The 14,795-nt window shown below is 60.5% G+C and carries 12 protein-coding genes and 1 tRNA gene; 7 read left to right on the top strand and 6 right to left on the bottom strand.

The features are described from left to right. Positions 1-4 precede the first annotated feature (4 nt). From ACYQ0G_RS11590 to ACYQ0G_RS11575, 4 genes are all read left to right on the top strand, one after another. Positions 5-1,192 carry a serine hydrolase domain-containing protein gene (locus ACYQ0G_RS11590; protein ID WP_460102715.1) on the top strand — a complete coding sequence of 396 codons (1,188 nt, stop codon included), beginning with the start codon at positions 5-7 and terminating at the stop codon, positions 1,190-1,192. 187 nt (positions 1,193-1,379) lie between these two features. Then, positions 1,380-3,935 carry a sensor domain-containing phosphodiesterase gene (locus ACYQ0G_RS11585; protein WP_460102713.1) on the top strand — a complete coding sequence of 852 codons (2,556 nt, stop codon included), beginning with the start codon at positions 1,380-1,382 and terminating at the stop codon, positions 3,933-3,935. 166 nt (positions 3,936-4,101) lie between these two features. Next, positions 4,102-5,259 (top strand): glycosyltransferase family 4 protein, encoded by a 1,158-nt coding sequence (locus tag ACYQ0G_RS11580; protein ID WP_460102711.1) that lies wholly within the window; start codon positions 4,102-4,104, stop codon positions 5,257-5,259. After that, entirely contained in the window at positions 5,256-7,424 is a 2,169-nt protein-coding gene (locus ACYQ0G_RS11575) for an amylo-alpha-1,6-glucosidase (RefSeq protein ID WP_460102709.1), read from the top strand. Before ACYQ0G_RS11580 ends, ACYQ0G_RS11575 begins: the two co-directional genes overlap by 4 nt. 23 nt (positions 7,425-7,447) lie before the next feature. On the opposite strand, the gene ACYQ0G_RS11570 is transcribed toward ACYQ0G_RS11575, so the two are convergent. Beyond that, a complete protein-coding gene (locus ACYQ0G_RS11570; protein WP_460102708.1) occupies positions 7,448-8,173 on the bottom strand; it encodes a TetR/AcrR family transcriptional regulator in 726 nt (241 codons plus the stop codon). Positions 8,174-8,273: 100 nt separating this feature from the next. On the opposite strand from ACYQ0G_RS11570, the gene ACYQ0G_RS11565 reads away from it, so the two are divergent. Together ACYQ0G_RS11565 and ACYQ0G_RS11560 are read left to right on the top strand one after the other, a co-directional pair. After that, a complete protein-coding gene (locus ACYQ0G_RS11565; protein WP_460102706.1) occupies positions 8,274-9,131 on the top strand; it encodes an NmrA family NAD(P)-binding protein in 858 nt (285 codons plus the stop codon). Positions 9,132-9,162: 31 nt separating this feature from the next. Beyond that, positions 9,163-9,906 carry an SDR family oxidoreductase gene (locus tag ACYQ0G_RS11560; RefSeq protein WP_460102704.1) on the top strand — a complete coding sequence of 248 codons (744 nt, stop codon included), beginning with the start codon at positions 9,163-9,165 and terminating at the stop codon, positions 9,904-9,906. A 65-nt stretch (positions 9,907-9,971) separates the two neighbouring features. Here ACYQ0G_RS11560 and ACYQ0G_RS11555 read toward each other — a convergent pair whose 3' ends face one another. From ACYQ0G_RS11555 to ACYQ0G_RS11535, 5 genes are all read right to left on the bottom strand, one after another. After that, positions 9,972-11,093: a serine hydrolase domain-containing protein gene (locus ACYQ0G_RS11555; RefSeq protein ID WP_460102702.1), complete on the bottom strand. Its 1,122-nt coding sequence runs from the start codon at positions 11,091-11,093 to the stop codon at positions 9,972-9,974. A 174-nt stretch (positions 11,094-11,267) separates the two neighbouring features. Beyond that, complete coding sequence (locus ACYQ0G_RS11550; RefSeq protein WP_460102701.1) at positions 11,268-11,402, bottom strand: entericidin A/B family lipoprotein; 135 nt, start codon at positions 11,400-11,402, stop codon at positions 11,268-11,270. Between the two features lie 98 nt (positions 11,403-11,500). Further along, positions 11,501-12,046 (bottom strand): GNAT family N-acetyltransferase, encoded by a 546-nt coding sequence (locus ACYQ0G_RS11545; protein ID WP_460102699.1) that lies wholly within the window; start codon positions 12,044-12,046, stop codon positions 11,501-11,503. Between the two features lie 6 nt (positions 12,047-12,052). Next, positions 12,053-13,234 carry an amino acid aminotransferase gene (locus ACYQ0G_RS11540; protein ID WP_460102697.1) on the bottom strand — a complete coding sequence of 394 codons (1,182 nt, stop codon included), beginning with the start codon at positions 13,232-13,234 and terminating at the stop codon, positions 12,053-12,055. An 87-nt stretch (positions 13,235-13,321) separates the two neighbouring features. Further along, positions 13,322-14,131 (bottom strand): DUF1134 domain-containing protein, encoded by an 810-nt coding sequence (locus ACYQ0G_RS11535; protein ID WP_460102695.1) that lies wholly within the window; start codon positions 14,129-14,131, stop codon positions 13,322-13,324. Positions 14,132-14,358: 227 nt separating this feature from the next. Between ACYQ0G_RS11535 and ACYQ0G_RS11530 the strand changes: the two genes are divergently transcribed. Beyond that, positions 14,359-14,450, top strand: a tRNA-Ser gene (locus tag ACYQ0G_RS11530). The last annotated feature ends 345 nt before the right edge of the window (positions 14,451-14,795 follow it).

Below are 14,795 nucleotides of genomic sequence, written 5' to 3'. Positions count from 1 at the left end.
TACCATGAAAACGCTGCCCCTTCTCGCCGCTACCCTGCTCGCGGCCTGCGCGCCCAATGCCCTCACCGCTCCTGTCGCGAGTGCTCAGCCGAGTGCCGTCACTGACGATTACGATGCGCTCGACACGCGGATCGAGGAATTGATGGCGGCCAATGACGTGAAGGGGATGGCGATCGCGATCATCGATGGCGACGAGATCCGCCACGTCCGCGCCTTCGGCCATGCCAATGTCGAAAAGCAGGTGCCGCTCGAGACCAATACGATCATGTATGCCGCATCGATTACCAAGGCGGCGTTCACCTATATGGTCCTGCAACTGGTCGATGAGGGCAAGATCGGCCTCGACTCGCCGATCAGTGAATATCTGGCCAGGCCGCTGCCCGAATATAGCAACGAGGATCGTGGCGACTGGTCGTCGCTCGAAGGGGACGAGGACTGGCGCCTGCTCACGCCGCGAATCTTGCTGACCCATAGCTCGGGCCTCGCAAACCTGCGCTGGTTCGAGCCCGACCACGACATGTCGTTCCACTTCACGCCGGGCACCGCTTATGCCTATTCGGGCGAAGGCTTCTACCTGCTGCAATTCGTGCTGGAGGAAGGGCTGGGCCTCAACGTGAAGGACGAGATGCAACGCCGCATCTTCGACCGCTTCGGAATGCCCAATACCAGCATGCAATGGCGCGAGGACTTCGCCAGCCACCTGGCGGATGGCTACAAATTCGACGGCAGCTTCGTCGAGCACGACGCGCGCAGCAATGTGAGCGCTTCGGGTTCGATGGACACGACCATCGCCGATCAGGCCAGCATGTGGCGGGGGATGCTGATGGGCGAAGGACTCTCGCCGGAACTGCGCGCCGAATGGACGCGCCCCGAAGTGCCGATCAGCACGAAATCGAAATTCCCCACGATTGAGGTGCTCGATACCTATGACCCTATCGGACCGGAGGTGAACCTCGCCGGCGGTCTGGGTGTCGATACGTGGGAGGGACCTTCCGGGCGTTTCTTCGCCAAGGGCGGTCACAACGAATGGACCGGCAACATCGCCCAATGCGACGAGGCGAACAAGCGTTGCGTCGTGCTTCTGGGCAACGATGTGCGCGCCGAACTGATCTACCCTGCCATCGTCACCATGGTGCTGGGCGACAATCGCTATCCCTGGGCGTGGACATATCCCAACCTGTTCCGGAAATGACGAAGGGGCGACGGTAAGCAGGGCCCGAGCCGCCACCCGTTCCAACGTGACGCTTCCATTTCTACCTGCTTTTGTTGCGAGGCTAATAGAGCCGCACTTCCGATCCCGGATAGCGCGGTAACTATGAGGTGATTGAATAGAAGTACAAGTATGGCTAATGTTCAGTTAAACAGCCATAGGGCATTGAATGGTTGAAAACCCAGGGTCGGAAGAAGAGCGGCTTCGAGCCCTGGTGAGCTATGGCATCGTTGATACCCCGCCGGAATTCGCGTTCGACGAGATTACGCGGCTGGCTGCCCTCCTGCTCGACGTGCCCAGCGCCGCGATCAGTCTCGTCGATGAGCAAAGGCAGTGGTTCAAGGCGCGGACAGGGATCGATTTCCAGGAGACCCCGCGCGAGCACGCCTTCTGCGCTCATGCCGTCGAGGCCCGTCAATTCTTCGAAGTCACCGACGCGGCGGATGACGTTCGATTTGCCAAAAATCCATTGGTTACACGAGAAAACGGCATTCGCTTTTATGCCGGCGCCCCGATGTTCGACGCTGCGGGATACTGCCTGGGTACAGTGTGTGTATTCGACACTTCGCCTCGTCCGCCACTTTCTTCCAGCCAGCGCCAGGCGCTGGGGGATTTGGCGCAGCTTGCCGTAGAACGGATCCAGGAACGCCTGAGCCGGATCGAGGGCGAAGTCGCCGCCAGCGTGGTCACGGCAACTTCGGACGCCGTGCTTGCCGTCGGGAATGACTGCCGGATCACCTTCTGGAATCCGGGTGCCGAACGAATGTTCGGATACGATGCTGCGGAGGCCATCGGACAATCGCTCGACCTCATCCTGCCTGCCGGAGAATTCGCAATACCGCCCCCTGGCGGACCTGCGACACCGGGCAGTGAAGACAAGGCTTTGCCGATCGGAACAACGGTGGAGCTGGAGGCGCACCGGGCTTCGGGCGAGACATTTCCAGTCGAGCTTTCGATCGCCCGGTGGAACGGCGAAGGCCAAGACGGGAAGGAAGGCTTCGCTGCCATCATCCGCGACGTCACCGACCGTAAATCGCTGGAACAGGACCGAGCGAGCACGCGCGCGTTTCTTGATACGATCATCGAGCAATTGCCTGCCATGCTGTTCGTGAAAGACAGCGTGACGCGTCGCTACCTGCTGCTCAACAAGGTGGGCGAAGAGGTAATTGGCCGCCCGGCGTCGGAAGTGATCGGCCGCACCGATCGCGAGCTGTTTCCGGACGTGGGGAAAGGATATTACGACCGCGATACCAGTGTGCTGAACTCCGATGACATAGAATTTTCCGAAAGCGCGTTCACAAATGACGACGGTCGGCACGTTATGCTGCGGACCAAGCGCCTCGTCGTGGACGCACCGGGGTCAGAAAAGAAATTCATCCTCGGATTGTCGGAGGACGTGACCGATTTGCGCCGGAACGAACGCCGCGCTTTCAAGCTTGCGCATTATGATTCCCTGACGGGGCTGTTTAATCTGAACAGCTTTGTTTCACGCATGGAACGGCTGATTGCAGAAAAAGCCTCCTTTGCTGTGCTGATGATCGATCTGGATCGCTTCAAGGCCGTGAATGATCAGTTCGGCCATTTGATCGGGGACCAGCTCTTGCTCGAAGTCGGCAATCGCTTGCGCAGCCTGGTCGATATCGAAGATGTCATCGCCCGTATCGGTGGCGACGAGTTCGCAATCATCGTGGTGGGGCGGGACCCAGCGATGCGGGCAAGGAGAGTTGCCAGCGCTGTCGTCGATGCCCTGTACCACCCCTACACTATCGATCGGTTCGAAGCGTATACGAGCGCCTGCATCGGCATCGTCGTATGTCCACGCGACGGTCAAACCGTCGATGGGCTGCGCCAGGCGGCCGATTTGGCATTGTATCAGGCCAAAGAGATAGGCCGGGGAAAAATCTCGTTTTTCAGCGCCGATCTTGATGAAGCCGCAGCAGATCGACGGGCAATCGAGTCAGAGCTTCGTAAGGCGATCGACTCCCGCAGAATCGAGGTTGCTTACCAGCCAGTGGTCTCGACGAGCACAGGCCGAATATCGAGTTGTGAAGCACTCGCGCGCTGGACACACCCTGACCGCGGCCCAATCGGCCCCGATGTCTTCATTTCGATCGCTGAAGAATGCGGCCTGATCGGCGAACTCGGCGCCCAGGTTCTCGAAAGCGCGTGTACCACTGCGACAACATGGCGCGAAGATATCCGCGTTGCGGTCAATCTTTCCCCAATGCAATTCGAGAACCCTGACTTGGTCGGACATATCAGTGACATTCTCGAAAAAACAGGATTGGCGCCCAACAGGCTTCAGCTGGAAGTGACCGAAGGGCTGGTGATACGCGATGTCGAAAACACGTTCCGCCTTCTAGCGGAATTGAGAGCGCTCGGCATCCAGATCCTAATGGACGATTTCGGTGTCGGCTATTCCGCTCTGAGTTATCTCGAGCGATTCCCTTTTGACAAGGTGAAGATCGACCGATCGTTCATCGGCAAGATCTCGACTTCGCCAGCGGCCAGGGCAGTGATCGAAGCCGTCGTCGGCCTCGGCAAGGCACTGGGAATGGGCATCGTCGCGGAGGGGGTAGAAACCGAAGCTCAAATGAAACTGCTGACTGACTTGGGGTGTACGCATCTCCAAGGTTACTTCTTCAGTGCCCCAAAGCCTGCAGGGGCGCTCGATTATCTATCGGCTCAAGCGCCCGACGAACGGTTTCTCAAAGAGATTTTGTGATAACGGTCAATTGAGTCGAGATAGCGGGCTTCCGAACCCGGTCCTGTAACGCCCTCCACGCGGTTGGGCTCAAAGGCGCACCCGCTCGTCGCGATAATTGTTCGATACCCAAGAGCATTTTCGGTCCGCGAGCGTTGATGGGTTATCCGCTGATGAAAGGGTTCCGATGCGCATCGCACAGATTGCTCCGCTGGCCGAAAGTTGCCCCCCTAAACTCTACGGCGGAACGGAGCGGATCGCTCACTTCCTGACCGAAGAACTGGTACGGATGGGGCATGACGTCACCCTGTTCGCATCGGGCGATTCCCAAACCTCGGCAGAACTGGTTCCCTGTACGCCGCGCGCCCTGCGACTTGTCGACGGAGCGGTCAATCTCGTACCGCATCATATCAGCATGATCGAACGCGTGGGCCAGCGGCTGGCCGATTTCGACGTGGTCCACTTTCATATCGACCTGTTTCACTATCCCGTAGTCCATTCATGGGATACGCCGACCGTAACGACGCTTCACGGGCGGCTAGATATCCCCGAGCTATACGATTGTTACGGTGTGTTCCGCGATGTGCCGCTGGTATCGATTTCGAACAATCAGCGGCTACCGTTGCCGCCGGTAAATTGGGTCGGGAATATCTATCACGGTCTGCCTGCCGACCTGCTCCCGTACAACGAGACAGGGGGCGATCATCTCGTCTTTCTGGGACGTATTTCACCCGAAAAAAGGCCGGACCGGGCGATCGAAATCGCGGTACGCAGCGGGCGCCGGCTGATCATGGCGGCCAAGATCGATGACGTGGATCGGGCTTACTGGGAAAGCGAGATCCGGCCGCTGGTCGAGCAACACGAACAGATCAGCTTCATCGGCGAGGTGAACGAACAGCAAAAAGCCGAATTGCTTGGAAATGCCGGAGCCTTGCTGTTTCCGATCGACTGGCCCGAACCCTTCGGGCTGGTCATGATCGAAGCCATGTCGTGCGGCACTCCGGTCGTGGCCTGGCGCAACGGCTCGGTCCTGGAAGTCATGGAAGACGGAGTTAGCGGCAGGGTAGTCGACAGCATGGGCGAAGCCGTTGCCGCCGTCGACGATGTGCTTGGCATGGATCGGGCCAAGGTGCGGTCCTATTTCGAAGAGCGGTTCACCGTTCAGCGCATGGCCAGCGACTATGTTCGGCTTTTCGAAGAACTCATCGACAAGCCTCGCGGGGGTGAGGCTATGCCGGATGCACGGATACCGCGCCATACTCCCACCCCTCCCTTTGCGCGGAAGCCCAAAGGTCTCGGCATCGCTACGGCTGCGCAACTCTCAAACGGGAAATTCGGATTTTGACAGAGCAGGAAACCATCGAAGCCGGCTACGAACATCAGATCCAGTCACCCAGTTCCATTCAGGAGCAGGAATTGCGCGCGGTGAAACATGGCGATTCCTTCGCGCTTTTCGACACGCATGGGGATGTGGTCGGAACCGAAAAGGCCCCGGAAGGCGTCTACTACCGCGACATGCGCCAGATTTCCTTCTGGCGGCTTACCCTGTGCGGGGCTTACCCATTGCTGCTCGGTTCGGCCTTGGACGACCGCGTCGATGCCCTGATCGTCGATCTTACCAACCCGCGCCTCACCAACCGGCAGGGACAGCAAATTCCCCCCGACGTGCTGCACTTCAGCCGGGTCAAATTTCTCTATGATGGTAGCGCTTTCGAACGGCTCGCAGTGCGCAATTTCGACAAGCGCACGCACGCTTTCAGCATTGAGCTGACCCTCGGTGCGGATTTCCGCGACATGTTCGAAGTTCGCGGTGATAGCCGGCCGCGTCGCGGCGCGCATGCGGCCCCTAACTGCAGCGCAAATGGCGTCGAATATACTTACACCGGCCTCGACGAGATCGAGCGCCAGACCGCAGTCAGCTTCGCGCCGGAGCCCGATTTCGTGGGAGCGCACAAGGTTCGTTTCGACGTCACGCTGGCACCGGGCGAGCGTAAGGTCTTCTACACGCGGGCGCGCTTTGACAAAGACGACGGTGTGGAGCCGATGCGGGCCTACCTCGAAGCCTATCGTGCCTTGCGCCGTGGACGACGCGAAGCTCTGGAGGGGCGCCCGTCGATCTTTTCCTCGAACACATCGTTCGATGCCATGATCGCGCGCAGCATCGCCGATGTGACCACTCTCACCACCCAGACGCCGCAGGGTCCCGCAGCTTACGCCGGAATTCCGTGGTATTGCACGCTCTTCGGGCGGGATTCCCTGATCACCGCTCTCGAAATGCTCTGGTACGACCCTTCGCTGGCTCAGGGGACGCTGCTTCGGCTCGCGGAATTACAGGCACAGTCCGATGATTCAGTAGCCGATGCCGAACTGGGAAAGATCCTTCACGAAACCCGTCTGAACGAAATGGCCAACACCGGCGAGGTGCCTTTCCGGCACTATTACGGCAGTGTCGATTCCACGCCCCTATTCGTCTTTCTTGCCGGAGAATATTTCCGGCGAACCGGCGACATGCAGACGGTCGACAGACTCTGGCCCCATATCGAGGCAGCTGCGGACTGGATCGAACGGTCGGGCGATCGCGATGGGGACGGGTTCTTCGAATATGGACGGCGCAATCAAGATGGCCTGCGCAATCAGGGCTGGAAAGATAGCCATGATGCGATCTCCCATGCAGACGGCAGGCTTGCCGAGGGACCGATCGCGCTGGTCGAGATGCAGGCGTATGTTTATGGTGCTTGGAACTCCCTCGCCGAGTTGTCGCAAGCGCGGGGTGATGAAGCGGCGGCGAAGGAATGGAGAGCAAAGGCAGCGGATCTCAAGGAACGTTTCGCGTCGACGTTCTTCGATGCGGAACTCGGTTGCTATATCCTTGCGCTGGATGGGGAAAAGAAGCCATGCCGGGTGGTGTCCTCGAACGCCGGCCACGCGTTGCTTACGGGAATTGCCACTCCGGAGCATGCCCAAGCCGTGGCGGACCGACTGCTGGAGCCGGACTGTTTTTCAGGCTGGGGAATAAGGACGCTGTCGCGGCGCGAAGTTCGCTACAATCCGATGAGTTATCATAACGGCTCGATCTGGCCGCACGACAATGCCCTGATCGTGGCTGGCCTTTCCCGGTACGGACTTCAAACTGCCGCGAACAAGGTGTTCGGCGCGCTTTTCGAAGCGACGTTCTATTTCGATCAGCAGCGGTTTCCCGAGCTCTTCTGCGGATTTGGCCGCCGCCACGGGCGTGGACCAACGCTCTACCCGGTTGCCTGCGCACCGCAGGCCTGGGCCAGTGCCGCCCCGATGTATATGGTGCAGGCTGTCTTGGGGATGAGTGTCTGTGCGCCGAGCGCCGTGCACTTCGCAAAGCCGCAGTTGCCGCCTTTTCTTGCCAGGCTGGCGATGAACGGTCTGGGTTGCGGAGAGGCCAACGCGGATCTCGACGTCCAGCAATTGGGGCCAGCGACCAGCGTGTTCGTACGCCGCACGGAAGGGGATATGGACGTGGCGATCGCGGTCTAGCACTTCATGCCACAGCTGCTGAACTATTCTGGTTCGGCTGCCAATCTGTCGAGCAATTCGCCAAGCAGCAGTTTCTCGCCGGCGCTTAGCCGTTTTTCGTCGTCGAGACGGGCACGCAGGCCTACCGCCAGCGGAGCGATTGTGTCTGTCTTTCCTGCGGGCAGATCGGTGAGAATTTCACCGAACACCGCCTTACGCGCATCGCCGGGCAGATTACCGCGATCCTCGGGCGGAAGCGCAAGCAAGGTCGATACCGTGCCGACGCCGGCTGCATGGATCAAAGCCACCGCTCTGGCCTCGGCCACCCTGAGGCGGCCTGCTTCCGCAATCCGGCGGACGCGCTGTTGAAGCACCGCCTTTCCTGCAAGGGAGGCTGACGATTGTGCCATGCGCGACCCGATCGCGTTCATGATCGCAAACACGGCCGGGTTGCCAAGTCCAAATTCGATATAGTGGTCCCATGCATCGCTCAGGTCCTGCACGGGATCCGGGTTCGGCATCATCGCGGCCTTTTCGGCTACGAACCGGGCCATGCCCTGCTCGGCTACTGCGTCGAGCAGGCCCTCCTTGTCACCGAACAGGCGATAGAGCGTGGGCGCCTGCACCCTGGCGGCCTGCGCCACGGCCCTGGTGGTCAAAGCACCAACGCCGCCCTCATCCACCAATTGCAGGGCTGCATTGACGATACGGTCGCGTACATTTTCGGGGCCGTTATGTTCTGGGGGTGACGGCCGGTCGGATGTATTCATGGCGTCGGAATATCACCGCTACGGGAACGATGATAGCGCCTATGGCTTTCCATTGTTATCACTGATAATGTATTTATGATAACAATGGAAAGGGTGTGGTATGATCGTCAATACGGGAGCAAGCGGGAAGCTTGGCCATGCAATTGCGGATCACGCGCTGCGCCGGGTGCCGAGCGCACGGCTGGCCGCCGCGAGCCGCAAACCAGAAGATCTAGATGATCTGGCAAATCGCGGAATGGACGTTCATGCTTGTGATTTCGCCGATCCGGAGAGCCTCGGCGCAGCATTCGCAGATGCGGACAAGGTCTTAATCGTCTCGGTAGACAAGCTCGGAGATGAGGCACGCACATTGCATCGCAATGCTATTGCGGCCTGCGCGCGAGCCGGTGTCGGACGCATTTTCTATACCAGTCATGCGGGCGCGAAACCCGTATCCTCCTTCGCCCCGGCGAGCCAGCATCACGCCACAGAAGCCGATCTCGCCGCCGCAGGTCCGAGTTTCACTGCTTTGCGCCATGGCTTCTACGCCGAAAGCTGCATGGCCATGATCGGCGACGATCTGAAAGCCGGGACCTTGCGCGTGCCCGAGGACGGTCCGATCGCCTGGACGGTCCGCGCGGACCTGGCCGAGGCTGATGCGGCCCTGCTGTGCAGCGCAGAGACTATCGATGGGCCGACCCCGCCTCTTACAGCGACGAGCGCCATAACGATGGCCGAAATAGCGCAGATTGCGTCCGAAATTACCGGACGCAGCATCCGCCACGAAATCGTCAGCGACGAGGAATGGAAGGACGCTCGCATCGCGGCAGGTTTGCCCGAACCTTACGCGGAAATGCTGCTCGGCGCATTCCAGGCAGCGCGTGATGGCGACTTCGCAGCGACCGACCCACTGCTTGGCGAGCTGCTGAACCGCAAACCGACATCGATGCGCGAATACCTGCGCGGTGCCCTTGCGTGAGCGCCCTCCCCTTATTCGAAAGGAATCTCCTATGACCAAACGCACCGCACTCGTGACCGGAGCCAATAAGGGCATCGGCCTGGAAATCGCCAGACAGCTGGGGCAGCAGGACTATCGCGTCTGGCTCGGCTGCCGTGACCGCGATCGCGGCGATAAAGCCGCGGCGGAGCTTGAAAAGGAAGGCATCGAAGCGGAGACGCTCCTTCTCGACGTCACCGATCAAATTAGCGTCAACATGGCAGCTGAAGCGCTCGGCTCGCAAATCGAGGGCCTCAACGCACTGGTCAATAATGCCGGGATGCATAAGGGTTACGCTGGCACCGTTAGCAATGAGTCGGTCGAGGACATGCGGACGATTTTCGACGTTAACGCGTTTGGCGCGGTGCGCGTCACACAGGCTTTTCTGCCCCTGCTGCGCGCAGCCGATGCGGCACGTGTCGTCATGATGAGCAGCGGGCTCGGTTCGATCTCCTCGACGCTCGATCCAACCAGCGAGAACTGGGATGTCGACTTTGCCGGCTACGGCGCATCGAAGGCCGCGCTCAACATGTTCGTCGCCAAGTTCGCGCGTGAACTGATGGCAGAGAAGATCAAGGTCAACGCCGCCGATCCAGGCCTTACTGCAACTGACCTTAATGGTCATATGGGCCAGCGAACCCCCGAAGAAGGCGCACGGATCGCGGTTCATCTGGCCACGCTCGACAATTTCGGCCCGACCGGCGGCTTCTTCCACGAGACTTCTGCCACCCCCCGTCCACCCCGCCATCCCTGGTGAGCGGCGACTAAATCCAGATCGCCAAGCGACCACTGCAGCCACCCACCAAGAAATGGAGTGGACGATCAGTGGTTGCCTTTCTCAAAGTCCGCCTCTGCCTGAACGAGGGTATTCAGCGGGTCATCTTCGACCAGCAAACGCAACACATCCGCGATGACCTGTCGACCGTTGGCGCCGCTCGTAAAAATCACAACGCCAAAGCCCTTGTCGGGTTCGAACAGGGCAATGGTGCGTTCGCCCCAGTCCTTGCCGTTATGCACAAGGAACCGGTTCTCGCCGCTATCATAGACGTTCCAGCCAAGCCCATAACCAGTCGCTTGGGGGCACTTGTCCTGCGGGATCAGGCCTTCGGGACAGGCCTGCGCGGTCTGATCGTCATAGATGGTGGCGCGCTGTTCGATCAGGGCGGGTGTCAGGCCATCGCCGCGCATCGCCGCCGCCACGAAGCGGGTGTAATCGCCGATCGTGGTGTGGACATTGTCGGCGGCGCTGCCTTGCGGGCTGTTATCGGGCAGGCGCAGGGAACCGTCCTTGCCCCGCACCATGGCAACACGCCCTTCCCATGCTTCGTCGGGAAGGAAATATGTGTCGCTCATCCCCGTGGGGTCGAAAAGCTGTTGCCTGGCCAGATCATCGAGCCGGGTCTGCGTCGCCATCATGGCGTAGCGGGCTGCCATGGCGTAGTTTTCACCCGAGTAGTGCGCGCGGGTGCCCGGCTCCCAGTCCAGGCGCAACTTGCCTCCCTCCATTCGGTCGCGCCAGTTGTCCGGCACACCCGTCCGATGCGAGAGCGCGTGGCGGAGAGTGATCTTCTGCGCGCGCGGGTCATCGGTAAGGTCGCGATCGACGAACTGGGTGGCCAGCGGCGTATCGAGATCGAGCGTTCCAGACCCGACAAGGCGCAAGATCGTCTCGGCAACGAGCGGCTTGGTGAGCGAGGCAATATTGTAAAGCGTGTCCTCGCCTGCCGCTTCGCCCGGAGCACGCTCTCCGTAAACGGCGGTCCAGGCGACTTCGCCATTCTCGATGTAGCCAACCGCCATGCTTGGCACATCGTTGGCGGCGAGCAACCCCGGCGCTGCGGCGTCGAGCGCCTCACGCTGCGGGGAGGACAAGGCAGTCGTGGCTGGAACGGTGGTGCACCCAGAAAGGGCAAAAAGTGCGGCAGCTTGAGCCAGAAGTTTCACGCTAATCTCCTTGTGAGTTAGCGTAGTAATACAGTAATACTAATTGCGATCAAGTCTTGTGTCTGAACTGAATTATAGACGCGCTTCGTTCCCCATTTCAGAGCTGCCAAACAAAGAAGGCGCCACCCACTTGGGGCGACGCCTTCTTTTGAACTGTTACAGTAAGCGAACTGCTCAGCAGTTGCCTTCTACGCCGTCGACGCAATCGCCAACGGATTCGACGTCTTCGCCGACACCGTCGATGGTGTTGCAGGCCGAAAGGGTCAGCGCGGTTCCGCCGAACAGCAGCATGGTAAGAAACTTCTTCATCGGTATTCTCCCCTTGGCGGATGCAAGCAATTGATTTGCCAGTCCGTTGAACCAGAACGGCGCGCGTGGCAGCTGGTTCCGTAAGACAGCTTTATCGGTCAGGCCAGCGGGCCATTCGCGAACGCCTCGCGCGTGATCCGATAGATGAGGTGGACGATACGCCGCCCCTGATAGCGGCCAAGTTCGTAGCGTTCGGTCCGCTCCGCACCGATTGCCTCCAACGCATTGCGCGAGCGGTAATTCGTGTCGCCGACGCGGAACTGGACTGTGGCCACCTGCCCGAACGCATGGCCGAGCATGGCGCGCTTCATTTCGGGGTTGAGCCCCCTGCCCCAGCATTCGGGTGCGAGGAAGGTCCAGCCGATCTCGACTACGCCGCCGTCATCGGCGTCGAAATGGTCATAGCGCGTATGGCCGATGATCGCGCCATCACTCTTGCGCAGCACGGCAAGCGAACCGCCGCTGGTCAGCCCTTCGTCGAAGAAGCCATCGAAAATCTCGCGCCGCCAGCGGTCGTGAACCGGGTGCTGTTCCCATACCGCCGGATCGGATGCGACGGAGTACAAAGCCTCGCGATCGTCCTCGGCCAATGGGCGCAGGGTGAGGCGCTCGGTCTCCAGCAGGGGTTGCCGGTCGAGCGCCATGTCCTGTCAGCCCTTCGTCACCTCGCCGAGCGCGGCAATGAACTTCTCGATATTGCCCTGGTGCAGGCCCGCCACATTGATGCGGCCCGATCCGGCCATGTAGATGCCGTGATCTTCACGAAGGCTGGCGATCTGGTTCTTGCTCAGCGGCAGCATGGCAAACAGGCCGTTCTGTCCGCCCAGCGCGGCGAGGTTGAGGCCCGGCACCTCGTTATCCGCTGCTGCCAGCCGGTCACGCACACGCCGCATGCGGGCGCGCATCTCGTCCAGCTCTTGCTGCCAGACGTCCGTCATGCCGTCATCTTCCAGCAGCAGGCGCACCGCCGCACCGCCGTGATCGGGCGGCATGGACCAGTTGGCGCGGGCCAGCGCATTGGCATTGGAGGAGATGGCGTCCATGTCGCCGCCTTCGCGTGCGATCATGTAGAAGGCACCGACCCGGTCGCGATAGAGGCCGAAATTCTTGTCGCAGCTATAGGCCACCAGCGCTTCGGGCACCTTGGCGAGTACAGCGCGCACACCGGCGACATCCTCTTCCATGCCCTGCCCCAGACCCTGATAGGCGATATCGAGGATCGGCAGGACACCGGTATCGGCAAAGGCATCGGCGATCGCATCCCACTGATCGGGCGTGTAATCGATACCGGTCGGGTTGTGGCAGCAGCCGTGGAGCAACACCGCGTCGCTGGCGCCAGCACCGCGGATCGCACCGAGCACGGCATCGAGATTGGCAGTCCCATCGGCATTGGCGTGATCGAAAGGCACGACTTCGACGCCCACATCCTGCAGGATCTGCGCGTGGTTGGGCCAGCTCGGCATGCCCAGATGGATGCGGGTGACCCCGGCCTTGGCCGCCAGCGAGACGGCAAGACGTACAGCACCAGTTCCGCCCGGGGTCTGCATCCCTTCGATGCGTCCGGCGAGCGGGCTATCATCGCCGAAAATATAGGGCATCAGCGCCTTCACGAAGCCGCCATCGCCTTCAGGGCCCAGATAGCTCTTGGAATCCTGCACTTCCAGCAGCCGCTTTTCGGCCTGCTTGATCGCGCGGAAAACGGGCGTCGCGCCTTCATTGGTGCGATAGACGCCCACGCCGAGGTCGATCTTGTCAGACCGGGGATCGGCGGCGTGCATCTTGATAAGGGCGAGAAGGGCGTCGGGCGCCTGCGGGGCAAGTTTGTCGAGCATGGCCCGCTCTTTGCGCAATCACGCGAAGGGCCGCAACCTCAATCGAGATTGCGGCCCCTCAAATGGCGCTTGTTTTCCTCTGCCGGATTAGAACGGCAGCCATTTCTGCTTTTTGGAGAACTTCATGTAACCCGCATTGACGCCCAAGCGCAGGCCGGCGCCCACGCGGATCGGGATGAGGACAACATCGCCCTTGCGCACATAGCTGGCGTTCAGCCCGCCCACCGCATAGGCCGTGCCTTCCGCAGCGGGGAAGCGTTCGTAAAGCTCTTCAGTGTCGTAGAGATTGTAGACCAGCACGAAGGTGCTGCCCGCATTGGCCCCAGCATCGAAACCGATCGACGGGCCTGTCCAATAGACCGGCATTTCGCCCTCGATCTTGTGGAACAGCGTTCCCGAACCATAACGCGCGCCGACGATGAACGCGCCGCCAGCCTCGCGGCCGACGATATAGCCATTGGGTTCGCCCTGATCGGCCAGCAGTTTGCGGATCATGTCGGCCACGCCCTTGGCACCCTTGCCGAACACGCCTTCTGCGGCGCCGATCAGATCATCTTCGCGATAGGTGGTGGCCGGATCGTCGACCCCCGCGCTGTTAACGGCGGCATCGGCCGCCACTTCCGCCTCGCTTTCCGACCATTGCGGCTGGCTGGTGGTCGCGGCGGCGGCGGGAGCCTGCGTCTCGGCCGCCTGCTCGTTCCATGCAGGCTGCTGGGTTTGCGCCGGGGCGGTTTCACCTACTGGCGGCAACTCATTCTGCGGCGCTTCGAGATCGCCATCGATCGGCGCATCCCAGGCCGCATCCGGATCCACGCTCTGGACCTGTGCGGCAAGCGGACTTGCCGCCAGCGTGAAGGCGGCCAGCAGGCTCGCAGTAAATTTGGTGGCGATGTTCATTCTGGTTCCCTCGTCCGGCATCGCGGGCAAAAAGCATGGTGCTGCCCCGCAAACAGAATCCCGTTTGAGCAGCCGCGCAATGAAACGGCGATGAACCGAATCGCGAATGCGCTGAATCGAGTCCTGCGCGCGTTATTTGGAAGGAATTGCGAATGGCCCGATTTCTTCCTTGAAGGGTGCGAAGGTGGTGGCTATAGCGCGCCCCTCGCAGCCGATATGCGTCATGCGGAGACGTGGGTGAGTGGCTGAAACCAGCTCCCTGCTAAGGAGCCATACCTGGTAACGGGTATCGAGGGTTCGAATCCCTCCGTCTCCGCCACCGGCCCTTTGCAGGCCGCATGATCTCCGCCGAACTTAGGGCGAGCGCTAAAGATGCGCGCGAGAAGCGGAACAGGCAGAGAATATCCTGTTCGTAGGACCGGTGGTTTCCGATTCAAAGGTAACAGAACAAGTAATCGGAACTTCAACTCGAGGCGAGCCGAACCGGATAAGGCTCACCGGTGCCGTTTCCACCTTGAAGCCGGCTTGAAGGGATCGAGTTCTTCAAGAACGATGGACTGGGATTGATAAATGGCGATACTAAGGTCGAATGATGGCCAGAACTCGCGAGCCTGCCAGTCAATTCAGCAAACTCCGGGAGCCATGTGAGCGTGGCGGCATGACG

The organism is Qipengyuania triglochinis, assembly GCF_054655615.1.
The sequence above is the reverse complement of the archived record's forward strand: the minus strand, read 5'-3'. Positions and strand labels throughout refer to the sequence as shown.

Coding starts and splice junctions, on each gene's coding strand:
- ACYQ0G_RS11585 (WP_460102713.1), top strand. CDS start 1,380: ATGGTTGAAAACCCAGGGTCGGAAGAAGAGCGGCTTCGAGCCCTGGTG.
- ACYQ0G_RS11590 (WP_460102715.1), top strand. CDS start 5: ATGAAAACGCTGCCCCTTCTCGCCGCTACCCTGCTCGCGGCCTGCGCG.
- ACYQ0G_RS11580 (WP_460102711.1), top strand. CDS start 4,102: ATGCGCATCGCACAGATTGCTCCGCTGGCCGAAAGTTGCCCCCCTAAA.
- ACYQ0G_RS11535 (WP_460102695.1), bottom strand. CDS start 14,131: ATGAACATCGCCACCAAATTTACTGCGAGCCTGCTGGCCGCCTTCACG.
- ACYQ0G_RS11540 (WP_460102697.1), bottom strand. CDS start 13,234: ATGCTCGACAAACTTGCCCCGCAGGCGCCCGACGCCCTTCTCGCCCTT.
- ACYQ0G_RS11545 (WP_460102699.1), bottom strand. CDS start 12,046: ATGGCGCTCGACCGGCAACCCCTGCTGGAGACCGAGCGCCTCACCCTG.
- ACYQ0G_RS11560 (WP_460102704.1), top strand. CDS start 9,163: ATGACCAAACGCACCGCACTCGTGACCGGAGCCAATAAGGGCATCGGC.
- ACYQ0G_RS11550 (WP_460102701.1), bottom strand. CDS start 11,402: ATGAAGAAGTTTCTTACCATGCTGCTGTTCGGCGGAACCGCGCTGACC.
- ACYQ0G_RS11570 (WP_460102708.1), bottom strand. CDS start 8,173: ATGAATACATCCGACCGGCCGTCACCCCCAGAACATAACGGCCCCGAA.
- ACYQ0G_RS11565 (WP_460102706.1), top strand. CDS start 8,274: ATGATCGTCAATACGGGAGCAAGCGGGAAGCTTGGCCATGCAATTGCG.